The organism is Roseibium aggregatum (genome assembly GCF_017309185.1).
In the GTDB taxonomy this organism is placed as follows: Bacteria; Pseudomonadota; Alphaproteobacteria; order Rhizobiales; family Stappiaceae; genus Roseibium; species Roseibium aggregatum_B.
The window spans coordinates 408,890-426,155 of record NZ_JAEKJZ010000006.1 but is presented as its reverse complement, the minus strand read 5'-3'; the positions used below and the strand labels follow the sequence as shown (position 1 = coordinate 426,155).

General features: G+C 61.3%; 14 protein-coding genes. 4 read left to right on the top strand and 10 right to left on the bottom strand.

The genetic code is table 11. From position 1 onward, the window contains the following. The first annotated feature begins 113 nt into the window (after positions 1-113). The gene (locus JF539_RS23940; RefSeq protein WP_207143250.1) at positions 114-2,906 is read left to right on the top strand and encodes a bifunctional aconitate hydratase 2/2-methylisocitrate dehydratase; all 2,793 of its coding nucleotides are present in this window, start codon (positions 114-116) and stop codon (positions 2,904-2,906) included. Between the two features lie 268 nt (positions 2,907-3,174). Here JF539_RS23940 and ppa read toward each other — a convergent pair whose 3' ends face one another. Beyond that, on the bottom strand, positions 3,175-3,714 hold the full coding sequence (gene ppa / locus JF539_RS23935; RefSeq protein ID WP_207143249.1) for an inorganic diphosphatase: 540 nt from the start codon (positions 3,712-3,714) through the stop codon (positions 3,175-3,177). A 131-nt stretch (positions 3,715-3,845) separates the two neighbouring features. On the opposite strand from ppa, the gene JF539_RS23930 reads away from it, so the two are divergent. Continuing rightward, a complete protein-coding gene (locus JF539_RS23930; protein WP_209017537.1) occupies positions 3,846-4,430 on the top strand; it encodes a hypothetical protein in 585 nt (194 codons plus the stop codon). A 34-nt stretch (positions 4,431-4,464) separates the two neighbouring features. On the opposite strand, the gene JF539_RS23925 is transcribed toward JF539_RS23930, so the two are convergent. The 5 genes from JF539_RS23925 to dctP form a co-directional block, all read right to left on the bottom strand. Next, positions 4,465-4,983: a GNAT family N-acetyltransferase gene (locus JF539_RS23925; protein WP_207143248.1), complete on the bottom strand. Its 519-nt coding sequence runs from the start codon at positions 4,981-4,983 to the stop codon at positions 4,465-4,467. Positions 4,984-5,190: 207 nt separating this feature from the next. Then, complete coding sequence (locus tag JF539_RS23920; protein ID WP_207143247.1) at positions 5,191-6,468, bottom strand: hydroxymethylglutaryl-CoA reductase, degradative; 1,278 nt, start codon at positions 6,466-6,468, stop codon at positions 5,191-5,193. A 15-nt stretch (positions 6,469-6,483) separates the two neighbouring features. Then, positions 6,484-7,797 carry a TRAP transporter large permease gene (locus JF539_RS23915; RefSeq protein ID WP_207143246.1) on the bottom strand — a complete coding sequence of 438 codons (1,314 nt, stop codon included), beginning with the start codon at positions 7,795-7,797 and terminating at the stop codon, positions 6,484-6,486. Then, positions 7,794-8,300 (bottom strand): TRAP transporter small permease subunit, encoded by a 507-nt coding sequence (locus JF539_RS23910; protein ID WP_207143245.1) that lies wholly within the window; start codon positions 8,298-8,300, stop codon positions 7,794-7,796. Before JF539_RS23910 ends, JF539_RS23915 begins: the two co-directional genes overlap by 4 nt. Before the next feature lie 82 nt (positions 8,301-8,382). Next, on the bottom strand, positions 8,383-9,414 hold the full coding sequence (gene dctP, locus JF539_RS23905) for a TRAP transporter substrate-binding protein DctP (protein WP_207143244.1): 1,032 nt from the start codon (positions 9,412-9,414) through the stop codon (positions 8,383-8,385). A gap of 134 nt (positions 9,415-9,548) precedes the next feature. Between dctP and JF539_RS23900 the strand changes: the two genes are divergently transcribed. After that, positions 9,549-10,949, top strand: coding sequence for a PLP-dependent aminotransferase family protein (locus JF539_RS23900; RefSeq protein ID WP_328809310.1), 1,401 nt, complete (start codon positions 9,549-9,551; stop codon positions 10,947-10,949). 514 nt (positions 10,950-11,463) lie between these two features. Further along, positions 11,464-11,853 (top strand): DUF2794 domain-containing protein, encoded by a 390-nt coding sequence (locus tag JF539_RS23895; protein ID WP_207143243.1) that lies wholly within the window; start codon positions 11,464-11,466, stop codon positions 11,851-11,853. Positions 11,854-11,970: 117 nt separating this feature from the next. On the opposite strand, the gene JF539_RS23890 is transcribed toward JF539_RS23895, so the two are convergent. From JF539_RS23890 to JF539_RS23875, 4 genes are all read right to left on the bottom strand, one after another. After that, positions 11,971-12,753, bottom strand: coding sequence for a Bax inhibitor-1/YccA family protein (locus JF539_RS23890; protein ID WP_207143242.1), 783 nt, complete (start codon positions 12,751-12,753; stop codon positions 11,971-11,973). Between the two features lie 171 nt (positions 12,754-12,924). Beyond that, on the bottom strand, positions 12,925-13,698 hold the full coding sequence (locus JF539_RS23885) for a hypothetical protein (RefSeq protein WP_207143241.1): 774 nt from the start codon (positions 13,696-13,698) through the stop codon (positions 12,925-12,927). Positions 13,699-13,905: 207 nt separating this feature from the next. Beyond that, a complete protein-coding gene (locus tag JF539_RS23880; RefSeq protein WP_207143240.1) occupies positions 13,906-16,500 on the bottom strand; it encodes an ABC transporter permease in 2,595 nt (864 codons plus the stop codon). Further along, positions 16,497-17,198 (bottom strand): ABC transporter ATP-binding protein, encoded by a 702-nt coding sequence (locus JF539_RS23875; protein WP_207143239.1) that lies wholly within the window; start codon positions 17,196-17,198, stop codon positions 16,497-16,499. The genes JF539_RS23880 and JF539_RS23875 overlap by 4 nt, the downstream gene beginning before the upstream one ends. Positions 17,199-17,266 lie beyond the last annotated feature (68 nt).

The following is a 17,266-nucleotide window of genomic DNA, read 5'->3' as shown; positions in this document are numbered from 1 at the left end:
GCATACCATTGTATACTAGATTATGACCGCGCTCAGCCAGCTTTTTCCGGCTCGCCAGACCGACAGCGACCCGGTAAACAAGCGCCAACCGAAATCAGGACGCCGGGACCATCATGAGCTTGTACCAAGACTACCTTAAAGAGATCGAGACACGCAAAGGCCAGGGCCTGCATCCCAAGCCCATCGAAGACGCCGCCCTCGTTGAGGAAATCGTCGCCCAGATCAAGGACACCGGCAACGAACACCGGGCCGAGTCTCTCAAGTTCTTCATCTACAACACCCTGCCCGGCACCACGAGCGCGGCCGGAGCCAAGGCGAAGTTCCTGAAAGAGATCATTCTCGGCAGCTCCAAGGTCGAAGAGATCACGCCGGCGTTCGCCTTCGAACTTCTCTCCCACATGAAGGGTGGCCCCTCGGTCGAGGTTCTGCTCGATCTGGCGCTTGGCGATGACGTGTCGATCGCGAAGGACGCGGCCGAAGTTCTCAAGACCCAGGTCTTCCTTTACGACGCCGACACCGACCGGCTTAAGACGGCCTACGAGGCGGGTAACGAAATCGCCAGAGACATTCTGGAAAGCTACGCCCAGGCCGAGTTCTTCACCAAGCTTCCCGACATCGACGAGGAAATCAAGGTCGTCACCTATGTCGCCGCCGAAGGCGACATTTCCACCGACCTGCTGTCTCCGGGCAACCAGGCCCATTCCCGTTCGGACCGCGAACTGCACGGCAAGTGCATGATTTCCGAAGCCGCGCAGAAGGAAATCGAGGCGCTGAAGCTGCAGCACCCGGACAAGCGCGTCATGCTGATCGCCGAAAAGGGCACCATGGGTGTGGGCTCCTCGCGCATGTCCGGCGTCAACAACGTCGCCCTTTGGACCGGCAAGCCGGCCAGCCCCTATGTTCCCTTCGTGAACATCGCTCCGGTGGTCGCCGGCACCAACGGCATTTCGCCGATCTTCCTGACGACCGTGGGCGTGACCGGCGGCATCGGCATCGACCTGAAGAACTGGGTCAAGAAGCTCGACGAAAACGGCAACCCGATCCTGAACAACGACGACAGCCCGGTTCTGGAACAGAAATACTCCGTTGAAACCGGCACCGTTCTGACGATCAACACCAGGACCAAAAAGCTCCTGAGAGAAGATGGCGGCGAGGAACTGGTTGACGTTTCCTCGTCCCTGACCCCGCAAAAGGTCGAATTCATGAAGGCCGGCGGCTCTTACGCCATTGTCTTCGGCAAGAAACTGCAGAGCTTCGCCGCCGAAACGCTCGGCATCGACCTGCCGCCCGTTTTTGCACCCTCCAAGGAGATTTCCCACGAGGGCCAGGGCCTGACGGCCGTCGAGAAGATCTTCAACAAGAACGCTCTCGGCGTCACCGAAGGCAAGGTCCTGCATGCGGGTTCGGATGTCCGCGTGAAGGTGAACATCGTCGGGTCGCAGGACACGACCGGGCTGATGACGTCGCAGGAGCTGGAAGCCATGGCGGCGACAGTGATCGCGCCGACCGTCGACGGCGCCTACCAGTCCGGCTGCCACACGGCGTCCGTCTGGGACCTGAAGGCCCAGGCCAATATCCCCAAGCTCATGAGCTTCATGAACAGGTTCGGCCTGATCACGGCGCGCGATCCGAAGAACGTCTATCATCCGATGACGGACGTGATCCACAAGGTCCTGAACGACATCACCATCGACGACTGGGCGATCATCATCGGCGGCGACAGCCACACCCGCATGTCCAAGGGCGTGGCGTTCGGCGCCGATTCCGGAACCGTTGCGCTGGCCCTGGCTACCGGTGAAGCCACCATGCCGATCCCCGAGTCGGTGAAGGTGACCTTCAAGGGCACCATGAAGGACCACATGGACTTCCGCGACGTCGTCCATGCGACCCAGGCGCAGATGCTGAAGCAGTTCGGCGACAACGTCTTCCAGGGCCGCATCATCGAGGTTCATATCGGCACCCTGCTCGCCGACCAGGCATTCACCTTCACCGACTGGACGGCGGAAATGAAGGCCAAGGCCTCCATCTGCATCTCCAACGACGACACGCTGATCGAATCCCTGGAAATCGCCAAGAGCCGCATCCAGATCATGATCGACAAGGGCATGGACAACGGCGCCAGGGTTCTTCAGGGACTGATCGACAAGGCCGACAAGCGGATCGCGGAAATCCGGTCAGGCGAGAAGCCGGCCTTGAAACCGGACGACAATGCAAAGTATTTCGCGGAAGTCGTCGTGGATCTCGACCAGATCGACGAGCCCATGATCGCCGACCCGGACGTCAACAACGAGGATGTCTCCAAGAGATACACCCACGACACCATCCGCCCGGTCTCCTACTACAGGGGTGAGAAAAAGGTGGACCTCGGCTTCGTCGGTTCGTGCATGGTCCACAAGGGCGACATGAAGATCGTCGCCCAGATGCTCAAGAACCTTGAGAAGAAGAACGACAAGGTCGAGTTCAAGGCGCCTCTGGTGGTGGCCGCGCCGACCTACAACATCATCGACGAACTGAAAGAGGAAGGCGACTGGGGTATTCTTGAAAAATACTCGGGCTTCGAATTCGACGACAGTGCGCCGAAGAACACCGCCCGTACGGAATACGAAAACATCCTCTACCTGGAGCGTCCCGGCTGTAACCTGTGCATGGGCAACCAGGAAAAAGCCGCGAAGGGCGACACGGTCCTGGCCACGTCCACGCGCCTTTTCAAGGGCCGCGTTGTGGAGGATTCCGCAGACAAGAAGGGCGAGTCCCTGCTCGCTTCGACACCGGTCGTGGTGCTGTCCGCGATCCTCGGGCGGACCCCGACGATCGAGGAGTACAAGGCATCCGTGGAAGGGATCGAACTGACCAAATTCGCCCCGCCGCTTCAAAAACCGATCGATACGAAGTCCGTTCACTTCTAGGATCTTCGGCAGCGGCGGTCTTCCGCCGCTGCCAGTGTTTCAGGGAAAACCGCAACAAGCAGCCGCCCCGCGTTCGCCGAAACGCTCGCGCCAGTCGTCAGGATCAGTTGAATTGGGGGGACTAGGGATGCAGGCGCGGCGTCCCGCGGACCGAGCCGCACCTTGATGCCAAGCCGCTTGTTCAGCGGCTTGGAGCGCTGACAAACCCTTTGATCGTCATCAACTCCGTTCAAGGAGTTCGCGGGGTCTGTCAGCAATCAGGGTCCGCTTATTCAGCGGCTTCCTTTTTGGCGCGCTCGATCGATTCCACGATCATCTTCTTGGCGGCCTCGGCGCCTTCGACGCCCGTAACCTTCACCCACTTGCCGGGCTCTAGGTCCTTGTAGTGCTCGAAGAAGTGCTTGACCTGCTGGATCGTGATCTCCGGAAGGTCGGTCACGTCGTGGACACTGTCATAGCGCTTGGTCAGCTTGTGGGTCGGCACGGCGATGATTTTCTCGTCCTGGCCGGACTCGTCTTCCATCAGGAGCACGCCGATCGCACGGCAGTTCATGATCGCGCCGGGCACGATCGGACGCTGGTTGACGACCACCACGTCGATCGGGTCGCCGTCGCCGCAGAGCGTGTGCGGAACGAAGCCGTAGTTCCCAGGATACCGCATCGGCGTGTAGAGGAAGCGGTCGACGTACATTGCGCCGGCTTCCTTGTCCATCTCGTATTTGATCGGTTCGCCGCCGACGGACACTTCAACGATGACGTTTATGTCTTCCGGAGGATTATTCCCGATCGGCACAGCATCGATACGCATTGCATGACTCCTGTTGCTTTCGCAGCGTCTATCGCAATCCCTTCGGAGAAGTTCAAGCCTTTAATTTTGCATTGCACCTAATTGCTTAACGTGCCTTCATGCCGACGATGATTTGCGCGGGAGGCGAAACGATGACGCGGTTCAACTTTTTCGCGACGGAGGTGTCGGGCCTGCTCTTTTCGCTTGTCCTGATTTTCGTCGCGTCCGGTGCGAATGCCGCGGATATAACCAGCGCCTACACCAAGATCGACTTTGATGCCTGTGTGGAGGTCTCCCCTGCGGACCTCGAGGAAGGCACGTCCGGCGGATCCGTTGAGTGCCGTGGATATCAGGGACAGACGGTTTTTGTCGCCGAGGGAGACTTGCGCATGTTCGTCTCCTTCGGCCCCCATGCGGACGACGAACCGGCCTCCCGCCAGACCCTGCCCAATTTCAACACCGTCAACGACACGCTGGAATGGCGCCTGCGCGGCGGAGTGCCGTTCGCGACCATATTGCGCTGGTTTCCGAGCTATCCCGACGGGGTCGGAACCGGAAGCGTGCTCATCGTTACCCAGCTCAGGCCCGGCGGAGGCACCTGCCAGATCGCCCGCATCGACGCGCAGGCCAACAAGAACGCCAACATATTGGCACGGCAGGCGGCGGACTCGATGGCTGGAAACTTCGACTGCAGCCAGCAGCCGGCTGTTCTCGGAACGCCGGGAATTCTGAACTGAGGCACCGTTTCGCCAGACCGGGCAGACGACGGCTTCAGGACTTGACCTGGGGCCAGGCATAAATGGACAGCTCCAGCCTTTTGCCGCCGACCCGGTGCCACGATTTCGCGGCCAGCCTGCCTCCAAGGGCCTTGTAGAAGGCACGCGCCGGGTGATTTTCGGACAGAACCTGGACGGCAAGCCCCTTCAGGCTCCTGGAGTCCAGGGTTTCCCTGACGTTCTTGAAAAGCGTGCGGCCGAAGCCCAGGCCCTGGTATTCCGGTTTCAGGTAGAGTTCGTAGATCTCCCCTTCCATTCCCGTTTCGCGCAGGCGGCACGGGCCGTAGGTGGAGTATCCGGCGGGAACGTCGGCGATACTGAGGATCTTGATGTCGACGCCGCGCGCGAGCGCGCCGCGCCACCAGCCCGCACTGCGCCTCGAAACCATTTTCTGCAACTCCACGCCATGCAAAACGCCGCGGTAAGCGCCGAGCCAGGCCTCGCTGTGAATGCCGGCAAGCGCGTCGCAATCCGCGGTTCGGGCCGCGCGCAGATCGATCAGGTCCGTTTTCATCCTGAAAAAAAGGATACAGCACCTACCCGGCTGGAAAAGAGGCAAATGGTCTCTGGCGGGCTAAAAAGTCACTTTGCGTAGCACACCGCTCCAAGGAGTTGCGCAGGATCGCTGTGAAGATCCTGCCCACAATGTTGGAGAGCTTGTCAGATTTCCCGATTTTGAGACCGCCGTGGGTGCGACGGCCTCCAGAAACCGGCAGACGGATCAGGCGCCGCTGCGCAGGCGGGCGAGAATTTCCTCGGCAATATCCTGCCGGACCTTGCCGAGAGCCTTCAGCTCGGCGGCGACCTTGTCGATCTCGTCACCGGTGGCGCCGACCATCAGGGCCACATTCTGCGCATGAAGGGCCATGTGGCCTTTCTGGATGCCCGTGGTGGCCAGGGCGCGCATGGCGCCGAAATTCTGGGCAAGACCAACGGAGACGATGATGCGGGCCAGTTCGTCCGCCGTCTTGACGCCGAGGATCTTGAGGTTGGCCTGGGCCGTCGGATGGATCTTCGTCGCGCCGCCGATGAGGCCGACGGCCATGGGCATTTCAAGAATGCCGACGAGATTTCCGTCCGCGTCCTTTTCCCAGCGGGACATGGAGCGGTACCAGCCGTCCTTCGCGGCGAAAGCGTGCGCGCCGGCCTCGATGGCCCGCGTGTCGTTCCCGGTCGCAAGCACCACGGCGCTGATGCCGTTCATGATGCCCTTGTTGTGGGTGGCTGCCCGGTAAGGGTCGGAATCGGCGAAATAATAGGCCGACAGCATGTCGTCCCGAACCTGCTCGCCGCCGATTTCCTCGACGGGCCAGACGGCGCGGACACGCGCCACGCGCCGGTCGGCGAGATTGGTCAGGATCCGCAACAGGCTGCGGGCCCCGGTCCATTCCTCCAGCTTCGGCGCCAGCGCCTCGGCCATGCTGTTCACCGCGTTCGCGCCCATCGCGTCGCGGGTATCGACAACGATATGCACGATGGTCATGGGACCTTCGGCGCTGTCGATCACACGAATGTCGAGTTCCCGGAACCCCCCGCCGAATTTGAGAAGCAGCGGATCGGTCTCGTCGCAGATGGCCTTGATCTCGTCGTAGCGTTCCAGAACCTTCAGACGGACGTTTTCCGGATCGCTGGCGTCAAGAAGCTGGATCTGCGCCGCCATCACCGGACCGCTGGTCGAGGTCTTGAAACCGCCGGTCGCGCGGCAGCGCTTGGCGGAATTGCAGACCGCGGCGATGACGGAGGATTCCTCGGTTGCCATCGGAACGAGCACATCCCTGCCGTCGACGGTCATGTTGGTGGCTATACCGACTGGAATGGCCATGCTGGTGATCGCGTTTTCCACGAGCCGGTCGGCCAGGTCGATCTGGCCGGAAGCCGCGTCGGCAAGCCCGGCGACCGCTTCGTTGTCCAGGCCGGCCTGGCGGGCGACGGCCTGAAGGCGGGCCGCCGGATCCATCTTGTGGAAGCCTTCAATTCGGGACGAAGTGACGTCGCTCATCGGATGTCCTGTCTGCTATTTGATCATGGATTGAGGAAGCCAGAGCACCAGCTCCGGGAAGAGGGCGCAGATGAGAATGCCGAGCGCCTGGAGGAGGATGAAAGGCACGATCGCGCGATAGACCGTTCCCATGCCGATCCCTGCCGGCAAGACGCCTTTCATGTAGAACAGCGTGTAGCCGAAAGGCGGCGAGATATACGCCATCTGGGCGGACACCAGGAAGAGAATGCCGAACCAGAGCCGGTCGAACTCCAGAAAGTCGATGACCGGCAGGAACACCGGAACGCAGAGCAGGATGATGCCCATCTCATCGAGAAACATGCCCAGAAAGAACAGAATTCCGAGCATTACGGCCAGCACGATCCAGCGGTTCGCTTCCATGTTCTGAATGAAGGACAGAAGGAAGTCGGCCCCGCCCGTTCCGGTGAAAATCGCGACGAAGGCCCGCGCCCCGATGGTGATCCAGAGGATCATGGTCGTGACCTTGACCACGTCCATGGCCACACCGGAGACGAGCTCCCAGCCCAGCCGTTTTTCCAGAAGGGCGGAAACAAAGGCCAGGAAAACGCCGACGGCCGCGGCCTCGGTCGGTGTGGCGATCCCCATGTAGATCGTGCCGAGCACGCCGAGGATGATCAGAAGCGGCAGCACGAGGGACTTCAGCGCGCCAAGCCTTTCGCCCCAGGAGATATCGGCTTCGCCCGTTGGCCGGGGAGCGATCTCCGGGTTGACGATCGAGCGGATCACGATGTAGCCGACATAGAGCGAGGCCAGCAGAAGGCCCGGAATGACACCCGCAATGAACATCTGGCCGATCGAGGCCTGAGCGGTGACGGCATAGACGATGGTGATCACGGATGGCGGAATGAGGATACCGAGCGTGCCACCGGCACAGATGGTGCCGATCGCCAGTTCCGGGCTGTATTTGCGCTTCAGCATGGATGGCAAGGCCAGCATGCCCATGGCGGCCACCGCAGCGCCGACGATGCCGGTCATGGCCGCGATAATCGTACAGATGACGATCGTCCCGATCGCCAGTCCGCCGGGCAGACGCCGCGACCAGAGTTCCATCGCCCGGTAGAGGCTCTCGATGACGCCGGAGCGTTGCAGGGTGCTCGCCATCATCACATAAAGCGGGATCGCCAGCAGCGATTCCGACGTCATAGTGGAATAGAGATTGAGGACCGTCACCGTCAGGGCGGCGGGACCCCAGAGCGTCAGCGTGAAGACCAGGGCGAGAGCGCCGAGCGTGAAGGCGAGCGGCAGGCCCGTCAGCAGAAGGCCGACCAGGCTTGCGAACATGATCAGAAGAACGAATTCGGAGCTCATGCGTCAACTCCGATCCTGTCTTCGCCATCGGAAAGCGCACGGATTGCTTCGACCAGAGCCTGCGCGCACAGCAGCGCGAAAGCCAGCGGGACGATGAACTTCAACCACCAGACCGGTGGGTTCCAGGCGGAGAAACTCGTTTCGCCCATGCCGTAGGAATTCATGGCCAGTGGCCAGCTGACATAGGCGAAGACCGCGCCGAACACGGCGATGATCAGATAGCAGAAGATTTCCGAGGCGGCTTTCAGCCGACCGTGGAGTTTTTCACTGAATATGTCTACGGCGACATGTCCCTTCAGATGCAGCAGATAAGGACCCGCCAGCATGAAATGGGGTCCGAAAAGAAGCGTGCTCGCTTCCATCGCCCAGACCGTCGGCTTGTCGAAGGCATATCGCGAGACGACCTCGAAGAGGAGTATTGGCACCACGGCGAAGATGATCGCCGCTGCCAGAAGGAAAAACGCCCGGTTAAGACCCGTGACGAAGCTGCAGACTGGTTTCATGGAACTGAGAACGCGCGTACTTGAGGCAAAGGGACGGTGGGCCGCGCAAAGGCACGGCCCACCGTCAGTCGGGGAGGAAGTTTTATACCAGTCCCAGAGCCGTCATAAAGTCGATCTGGCTCGAAAGCACGCGGTTGGCCAGATCGTCGCCTTTGGTGGCTTTTTTCCAGGACTCCATCGCCTTGGCGCGGTTCTCGGCGATATCGCCTTCATCGAGACGGATGACTTCGACACCGTCGTTTTCGTATTTTTTCAGTACTTCCACGTTCTGGACCAGAATGTGCTGGCGCAGCGATCCGGAAACTTCGCGGGCCGCGACGGCAAGCGCTGCCTTGTAGGCCTCGGGCAGCCCCTGATAGGCAGCCTGGTTGGCCACATAGCTCGTGGCCGTAGTCGGCTGGTGCACACCGGGCAGAATGATGAACTTGGCCACTTCCGCGAGACCGGCTTCGTAGTTTGCCGTCAGATCGCCCCGATCGGCGAAATCGATCAGACCTTTTTCAAGCGCCGTGTAGACTTCCGCGGTCGCCAGCGGTGTCACCGCCACGCCGAGATCTCCCATGACGGCCGAAGCGAGCCCGACGAAGCGGCCTTTCTTGCCGGCCATGTCGGCGATGCTTTCCATGCGCACCGTGGAATGGATCGGCTCTTCGCCATAGACGGTCGGCGCGATGTAGAACAGGCCGGCCTTGGCGTAGGCTTCCCGGGCCAGGTCCAGGCCGCCGAGCTCGTAGAACCAGGCTTCATACTGATCGGAGTCCGGGAAACCGAACGGAATCGTCGAGGTGAAGGCGAAGGCCGGGATCTTGCCGGCTTCATAGCCGTCGAAGGTCTTCATGAGCTGGAAAGCGCCGGCGCGAACCGCATCGAATGCCTGGTTCGCCGGGACCAGCTGTCCGGCGGAAAAAAGCTTGATGTTGAACTTGCCGTCCGTGAGTTCGGCAATGCGCTCGACGAATTTCTTCTCGTATTCGAAAGGTGTCGTGCCCGCGTCCCAAAGCGCCTGCATGCGCCATTCCACGGCATCCTGTGCCTGAACCGTGGCCGGTGCGGCAAGCGCGGCTCCACCGAATGCGGCGCCAGCAAGCAGGCCGCGTCTGTTGACTGAATTCATGGTTTTCCTCCCTGGGAAAGAGTCGTTTCCTCGACTAATGGCGGAAACTGTCATAGAAATTAAAGGGACAATCAAGGGACAATTTTCGGGAATGAAGGCGACACTGTCCCAGCATCAGCAGAGGCACAATTACCGTGACAAATGGCAACCGTCGACTGTCTCGTGTCGACCAGATCGTTGAAAAGGTCGCCCTGATGCTGGAGTCGGGCGGCTACAAGACCTTCGAGCGTCTGCCGTCCATTCGCCAGGCCGCACGCGAGAACGGCGTTTCGAAAAACACCATGGCGGAAGCCTACGACAGGCTGGTGGCGCGCGGACTGCTCGAAGCGCGCGCCGGCTCCGGATACTATATGTCGCAGGTAAAACCCCCGGCGCCTCCCTCCCCCGCGCCTCACGTCACGGAGGCGGTCGACGGAGTCTCCCTTCTGCGCGAGCAACTTGAACAACACTATGAAGTTCGCCCCGGCGATGGCCGCCCCCCGCCCTTCTGGATGGAAGGGTCCGAGCTCAAACGGCATTTCGCCAACGCAAAGGCCCCCTATCCGGATGCGATCGAATTCGGCTACGGGAGCTGCTGGGGATACGGCCCCTTGCGGGAACGGCTGCGGGTCCAGCTTCTGGAGCGTTCCATTCCCGTAAGCCCGGACGGCCTGCTCCTGACCCACGGTGTCAACCACGGGCTGGATCTGATCATCCGCCACCTCACGGAGCCCGGCGACACCGTTTTCGTCGACGAACCCGGTTACTACCCTCTGTTTTCCAAGCTGACCTTCGCCAAGGTCAGAATCGTCGGAATACGCCGGGACCGGGACGGACCCGACCTTGAAGACCTGACCGCGAAACTCGCGGTTCACAGACCGAAGATGTTCTTCACCCAGTCGCACGGTCACAATCCGACCGGCGGATCGCTGTCTCCCTCCCGATCGTTCGGCCTGATGCAACTGGCGGAACGCTGGGGGTTTCTTCTGGTCGAAAACGATGCCCTGGCGGATATCCTGCCCGTGACCTTGCCGCGGCTGGCGGCGCTCGACCAGCTCAACCGGGTTCTGTATCTGGGCTCCTTCTCCAAGACGCTTTCAGCCAGTCTGCGTTGCGGCTACGTCGCGGGAAATCCCGAGATCATAAGGCGTCTCGCGGACATCAAGATGGTCACCCTGGTCAATTCTTCCGACCATGTTGAGCGCTTCGTTTTCAACCTCATTCAAACGGGTCATTACCTGCGTCACCTGCGCAGGCTTCGAGCCCGGGTCGAGGACGCGTACAAGGCGGCCTTCGCGCAGATGGAGGGCCTCGGACTCACCGTGACCGAAAGCTCCATTCCGGGGTTTTATCTCTGGGTGCAGTTTCCGGAGGGCGTCAGCGAACAGGAATTGTGCGCGGAGGCCAGCACACAGAGCATTTTCATTTCTCCGGGGGCCGTTTTTCATCCCAGCCGGAAGAACTTCCAGCGGGCTGCGATGCGAGTGAACGTTGCCTATGGCACCGATCCGAGATTCATCGACTTTTTGAGGGAAAGCGTTGGACGCGTGACATGAAAAGGGCCGGCGTGGAGCCGGCCCTTCAGTTGCCCTGATGTTTGACGCATTAAATCAGGCAGACCGGCAAAAACCCCGGGGGGCTGGGGGGCTAATGCATTCCGAGGCTTCTACTGGTCTTACCCATCAGGGTATGATCCTAATATGGGAGCTCAAAATGGCTGGCCAAGGGCTGGAATGCGGCAATTTCATGGAAAATATGCATAAATTTTCTGGATTTTCTTACGCAACGTCACTTTTATACCTTCCGGGAAGGAAAAACCTGATAAAAATGCAGAGGACGGTTTTTTAAGTCTCCAGTCCTCACCGCGGGATCCGGCTGCCGGCCGGCCGGTTACCCGGCGCGGACACCGGGTCTCATGCGATAAAACAAGCCCGCGCTCGCCCAATTTTGGCCTTTCTGGGATTGGGGCTTGCAACCGGAGCCAAAGCCAACGCATCATGACAGTCAGGTGACAGGGTGATTGGCGTTCGCAACCCGGTCCATGCCGGAACGCGAGCGAATGGAGGCGGAATGAGCGAAGCCGATGACAGCGCGTCTCAGCGGGGCACGGGACCAGGTCCCGCGCCTCTAACTCCCCCGGGTCCCCCGCCCAAACCTGTCGTTTCCTTCAACCGGCGCGAGCTCGACACCATCCTGAGGCTTTATGGTCGCATGGTCGCGGATGGAGAGTGGCGCGACTATGCCATCGATCTCCTGAAGGACAGGGCGGTGTTTTCCGTCTTCAGACGGTCTTCCGAGATGCCGCTCTACCGGATCGAGAAAGACCCGAAGCTGGCCCGCCGGCAGGGCGCCTACTCGGTGGTTGCGACAGGCGGCATGATCCTGAAACGCGGCCACGATCTGGCGCAAGTGCTCAGGGTTCTGGAAAAGAAAAAGCACCTCAGGGTCGTCGAGGCGTAACACCAACCGCAATTCAAGCTCCCGACCGACTGGGTCTGGAGCCTGCCTCTTGCGGCAGTCAAAAAAAAGCCCGGCGACTTGGCCGGGCTTTCTCGTTCTGCTCTGGAAGCTGCGGGCTTATTCGCGGTTGCCGAAAAGCTGCAACAGCATGAGGAACAGGTTGATGAAGTCCAGGTAAAGACGCAGGGCGCCCATGACGGACTTCTTGGTGGCGACTTCGCTGCTGTCGCCTTCGTAGTACATTTCCTTGATCTGCTGGGTGTCGTAGGCGGTCAGGCCGGCGAACACCAGGACGCCGATCACGGAGATGGCGAACTGCAGAGCGGAAGACGCCATGAAGATGTTTACCAGCGAAGCGATCACGATGCCGATCAGGCCCATGAACAGGAACGAGCCCCAGCCGGACAGGTCCTTCTTGGTCGTGTAGCCGAACAGGCTCAGCGCGCCGAAGGATGCTGCGGTGATGAAGAAGACCCGGGCAATCGACGCTCCGGTGTAGACCAGGAAGATCGAGGACAGGGAGATGCCCATGACGCCGGCGTAAACCAGGAACAAGGTCCGGGCGGACGACGCGCTCATCGACTGGATGCGGAACGACAGCCAGAACACCATGCCAAGCGGTGCCAGCATGACGACCCACTTCAGCGGGCTGCCGTAGATGGCGACGCCAAGGTTCGTGAGCATGTGTCCGTTGCCGAGCTGGGCAGCGGCGGCGTTCGGATCGCTGGTGGTTGCCAGCATGACGGTGGCCAGCGCGAAGAAGCCGGTCAGCGCGAGACCGATGGACATATAGTTGTATACGCCCAGCATGTAGGCGCGAAGGCCCTGATCGATGCCGGCCTCGGCACGTGCGCCGGCGACCGAGTAGGCGCCTTGAGATTGACGGTCAAAGGTCGACATGGTCGTGTTTATCCCCTTTCAGATTGAATTCGCATGTGACGTCACATGCAACACAACTCCCTCAACATATGGGAAATTGCGGACATAAGCTCAAGACGGGATTCCTGAAAAAATCGTAATTCTTTCGCTTCAGCCCGCAAATTAGGCCCATATGTTTAAAAGATCGCTTTTTTATTTCATCGCTTTCAGGCGAGAAGCGATCTGGCTGTCACAGGTACCGCCCGGATTACGGACGATTTCCTCTGAGGCAAAATCGAGGATTTCCTTTTCCTTGTCACGCATTTGCTCGACACTGACGCCCGGCTTGAACCACTGCAGCACGGCATAGTCTCCGCCCGCATCCGTCAGGAAGGCGATGGGTTTACCGTCTTCGGTGATGCCCATGCGGCCGACACGAACTTCTTCGATCGCGATGTCGCGCGCCTCGCCATCGATCGTGAGACGGTTTTTCCGGACGTTCAGCTTTTTGAGCTTCGAACCGGAGGTGCCGACCCAGTTGCCGAAAAAGCGCTTGCCCTTTTTCTCGACCGACAGGCAGGAATTCTCGAAATTGGGAATGGACAGCCGGACCGCGGACACCTCGACCGGATCCTGACCCTTTGGCGCCAGCGTATATTTCATCGCGTTGTCGCCGGTGCGGTAAACCCGGATGCCGACCGGCGTATAGCCGCTGTCGCCCATGGACCGGGTGAAGAAGTCGAACTGATTGGCATCGTTGGTGCCGGCGCGGCGGTAAAGCCAGCGCTTCGGCAGGCCGTCCTCGAAGACCAGCCAGTCGCTGACCACGAGTCCCTTCGGTCCGTCGGGCGTGTTCAATTGCCAGACCCCGGTGTGAAACGGGCTTTCGGCAAAGGCGGACGTCGTAAACGCCGCCACAGATGACGCAGCGACCACCGCCGCCGCGAGTAGATTACATAAAACAAATTTTCCGGCGCGTTCAATCATGAGGAACCCCCTGTCTCTCGGCTGTCCTCAACCGGATAGTCAAGATGGGAGAGGGATGCAAGTTGCGCAGGCGGATTTATCGTCGGGACGATCGATCATTTACGGACACCCGTAAACAGACTGTCAAAAGTCCGAAGGGGTTTGCGGAGATCCGGCGCCGGGACCGCCTGCCGGGAGCTGGCGCAAGCCTCATTCCGCTCCACAGGGTCAAAGGTTCCGCAAGACCGGTGCCGGCTTCTCGCCCAGAACACGCCAGGTGCCGATCAGACCGAAACCGACCGTCAGAACGAGCGCGACGAGCGCCGCTCCGACGGCCGTCAGGGGCATCAGGACAAAGGAACCGCCCATGACCTGGGTGATGACGTACCAGGCGGCAACGCCTCCGGCGACCAGAGCGAAGACCGCTGTAGCGAGCCCCAAAATGGCGTATTCCAGCCCGTAGGCGGCGATCAGCCTGGGCCGGGTCGCCCCGAGCGTCTTGAGAATGACCGCGTCGTAGATCCGGCTGCGATGACCCGCCGCCAGAGCGCCGGCCAGCACAAGGACGCTGGCGATCAGGGTGATGGAACTCGCCCCGCGGATCGCCCACGCCAGTTGGGCGACAAGCGCGTTCACCTGAGAGATGGCATCCTTGACGCGGACCGCGGTCACGGTCGGAAAGGCGTTGGACGTGGTTTTCAGAAGTCCGAGCTCGGTTTCCGCGGGCACGTCTTCTTCCCAGCCCAGGGTCATCAGATAGGCGTGTGGGGCGCCGGCGAAGGTGTTGGGCGAGAATACCATCACGAAATTGATCGCAAGCGATTGCCACTCGACCTCGCGCAGATTGGCGATCTCGGCGGTGATTCCGCGCCCGAGAACGTTCACGCTGATCTTGTCCCCGATCTTGAGGCCCAGGTCTTCCGCGACTTCCGCATCGAAGGAGACGAGCGGTGGGCCCGCATAGTCCTCCGGCCACCAGGAGCCCTCGACAAGCTTGGAGTTTCTCGGAACCTTGCCTTCGTAGGTGATGCCCCGATCGCCGCGCAAGACCCAGCCGGATCCTTCCTTCACGGGCTCGAACTTCTCCGTGGGAATACCGTTCAGACTGACAATCCGGCCGCGCAGCATCGGCACGCTTTGTATTGTGGCCTCCGGTGCCTCCTGCCGGAGCAGGGCATCGAAGGCATCCCGCTCGTGGCTTTGAATGTCGATGAAGAAGAAGCTCGGCGCCTTCTCCGCGATGGTCGCCGTCAGCTCCCGGCGCAGGTTGCCGTCGATGAGCGCCAGCGCGACCAGCAGGGACAGGCCGAGCCCGAGGGACAGCACCACGGAGGGGGTCAGGGCGCCCGGACGGTGAATATTGGCGATGGCCAACCGCAATTCGGTGGTCCGCACGGCCGGCAGACGCCTGGCGGCGAACATGATCGCCCGGGCCACCGCGACCAGAAGCACGAAGGCGCCCGCGGAGGCAGCGATATAAATGCCGGCGATGAACTTGTCATGTGCCAGGACGATCGCGATTCCGGCCAGAAGCAGGACTGTCGCAGCGGTGGCCACCAGGTAGCGCTTGCGCGGCAGTTTGCGTCCCCCCGTCACGATGTCCCGGAAGAGGGCGGTTGGCGGCACGTCGTGGGCGCGGCCGAGCGGCCAAAGCGCGAAGGCGAGCGCCGTCAGGAACCCGTAGACGAGGCCGAGCGACAGTTCGGCGGGATAAATGCCGGCAGCGAGATCCACCGGAAGCACGCCGGAAAGCGCGGCACCTGCGGCGAAGGGAATCAGGGCGCCGATGACAAGGCCGATGGCGATGCCGATCGCGGCCAGCACCAGCATCTGAACCAGATAGATCTGAAACACGAAGCCTCCGGTTGCCCCGAGGCACTTGAAACTGGCGATGACCTCCCGTTTGGTTTCGAGATAGGCGCGGATCGCATTGGCGACCCCGACGCCGCCGACGACCAGGGCCGTCAGACCGACCAGTGTCAGGAACTGGGCGAACTGATCGATGCTGCGCTGAAGACCGGGCGAAGCGTTGGCGCGCGAACGCACCCGCCAGCCGGCGTCAGGCCGGGCGCTTCTGGCCTCCTCGACAACCGAGCCCAACGCCTCCAGGTTCGGGGGCGGAGAGAGTTTGACCCGGTAACGCCACCTGACGAGGCTGCCGGGCTGGATCAGGCCGGTGTCCGCGACGGCCGCATCGGCGATCATCAGACGCGGGCCGAATTCCATGCCGCCGGCAAGCTTGTCGGGCTCGTTTTCGATCGTGTCGGTAATGCGCACGCGCGTTCGCCCAAGCGATACGGTGTCTCCAAGAGAAATGTCCAGGCGGGCCAGCAGCGAGGCGTCGGCGACCGCGCCCCAAATCCCGTCTTGCAAGGCGAGCGCTTCGGGAAGGGGTTGTCCGGAGGCAAGCTTGAAGATGCCGTAAAGCGGATAGGCCGCATCGACCGCTTTCAGCTCCACCAGCGACTGATCGCCGCTCTGGGCATCCGTGCCTTCTCGCCGGGCCATGGCCCGCAGGGTCGCGACCTGCGACACGTCGCCGAGCCCGGTCAGATATTCAAGTTGGCCGGCATCGGCCTGCCTGTGGATCAGCGCGAATTCCAGGTCTCCCCCCAGGATCGCCTGTCCTTCCCGGGAGATACCTTCCGTCAGAGACCGGGACACCGAGGTGACGCCGGCAATGGCGGCGACGCCCAGTGCGATACAGGCGATGAAGATGTAAAATCCGCTGAGGCCACCTCTGAGCTCCCGGACGGCGAAACGGACGGCCAGGGCCAGGGTCCGGTTGCCAGCGGAGGACTTTTCAGGAACGAAGCCGCTCATGCGGAGGCCTCTTCGCGCGGCACACGTTCCTCGATTCCGCCGGAACGGACACGGATGGTGCGGTCGCATTGCGCGGCGAGGCCCGGATCATGGGTGACAAGAACGAGGGTCGTGCCGCGATCCCGCTGGGCGGCGAACATCAGCTCCACGATTTGTCCGCCGGTCGTCTCGTCGAGATTGCCGGTCGGCTCGTCCGCGATCAGGATCGCGGGTTCGGCGACAAGCGCGCGTGCGACCGCGACCCGCTGCTGTTCGCCGCCGGACATCTGCGCCGGGTAGTGATTGAGCCGGTGGCCAAGGCCGACAGCTTCGAGTTCGGCGGCCGCCTTGGCAAAGGCGTCGGCATGACCGTCGAGTTCCAGCGGCACCGCCACATTTTCAAGCGCCGTCATGTTGGGCACGAGATGAAAAGACTGGAAGATGATGCCGACATTGCGGCCCCGGAAACGGGCAAGCTGGTCTTCGCTGAGCGGTCCAAGCTCGGACCCGGCGACCTTCACGGAGCCCTCGTCCGCGCGTTCAAGACCGGCCATGACCATCAGAAGCGTCGATTTGCCGGAACCGGACGGCCCGACAAGACCGACGCTGGCGCCTGTTTCGATCTCCAGGTCGATCCCCTTGAGAATATGCACCCGGCCGGCGCCATCGCCGAGGCTCAGGTGAACGTTTGACAGGGAAATCGCGGTGGAGTTCGGCATGGTTTGACCTTTATGAGGACCTTCGGCCTAATGGTGCGGAGGCGTTGCCCCCTCGACAAACGGACGTC

What these genes read in the sequence shown, in the direction of transcription:
- JF539_RS23940 (WP_207143250.1), top strand. Translation starts at nt 114, where the DNA reads ATGAGCTTGTACCAAGACTACCTTAAAGAGATCGAGACACGCAAAGGC.
- ppa (WP_207143249.1), bottom strand. Translation starts at nt 3,714, where the DNA reads ATGCGTATCGATGCTGTGCCGATCGGGAATAATCCTCCGGAAGACATA.
- JF539_RS23930 (WP_209017537.1), top strand. Translation starts at nt 3,846, where the DNA reads ATGACGCGGTTCAACTTTTTCGCGACGGAGGTGTCGGGCCTGCTCTTT.
- JF539_RS23925 (WP_207143248.1), bottom strand. Translation starts at nt 4,983, where the DNA reads ATGAAAACGGACCTGATCGATCTGCGCGCGGCCCGAACCGCGGATTGC.
- JF539_RS23920 (WP_207143247.1), bottom strand. Translation starts at nt 6,468, where the DNA reads ATGAGCGACGTCACTTCGTCCCGAATTGAAGGCTTCCACAAGATGGAT.
- JF539_RS23915 (WP_207143246.1), bottom strand. Translation starts at nt 7,797, where the DNA reads ATGAGCTCCGAATTCGTTCTTCTGATCATGTTCGCAAGCCTGGTCGGC.
- JF539_RS23910 (WP_207143245.1), bottom strand. Translation starts at nt 8,300, where the DNA reads ATGAAACCAGTCTGCAGCTTCGTCACGGGTCTTAACCGGGCGTTTTTC.
- dctP (WP_207143244.1), bottom strand. Translation starts at nt 9,414, where the DNA reads ATGAATTCAGTCAACAGACGCGGCCTGCTTGCTGGCGCCGCATTCGGT.
- JF539_RS23895 (WP_207143243.1), top strand. Translation starts at nt 11,464, where the DNA reads ATGAGCGAAGCCGATGACAGCGCGTCTCAGCGGGGCACGGGACCAGGT.
- JF539_RS23890 (WP_207143242.1), bottom strand. Translation starts at nt 12,753, where the DNA reads ATGTCGACCTTTGACCGTCAATCTCAAGGCGCCTACTCGGTCGCCGGC.
- JF539_RS23885 (WP_207143241.1), bottom strand. Translation starts at nt 13,698, where the DNA reads ATGATTGAACGCGCCGGAAAATTTGTTTTATGTAATCTACTCGCGGCG.
- JF539_RS23880 (WP_207143240.1), bottom strand. Translation starts at nt 16,500, where the DNA reads ATGAGCGGCTTCGTTCCTGAAAAGTCCTCCGCTGGCAACCGGACCCTG.
- JF539_RS23875 (WP_207143239.1), bottom strand. Translation starts at nt 17,198, where the DNA reads ATGCCGAACTCCACCGCGATTTCCCTGTCAAACGTTCACCTGAGCCTC.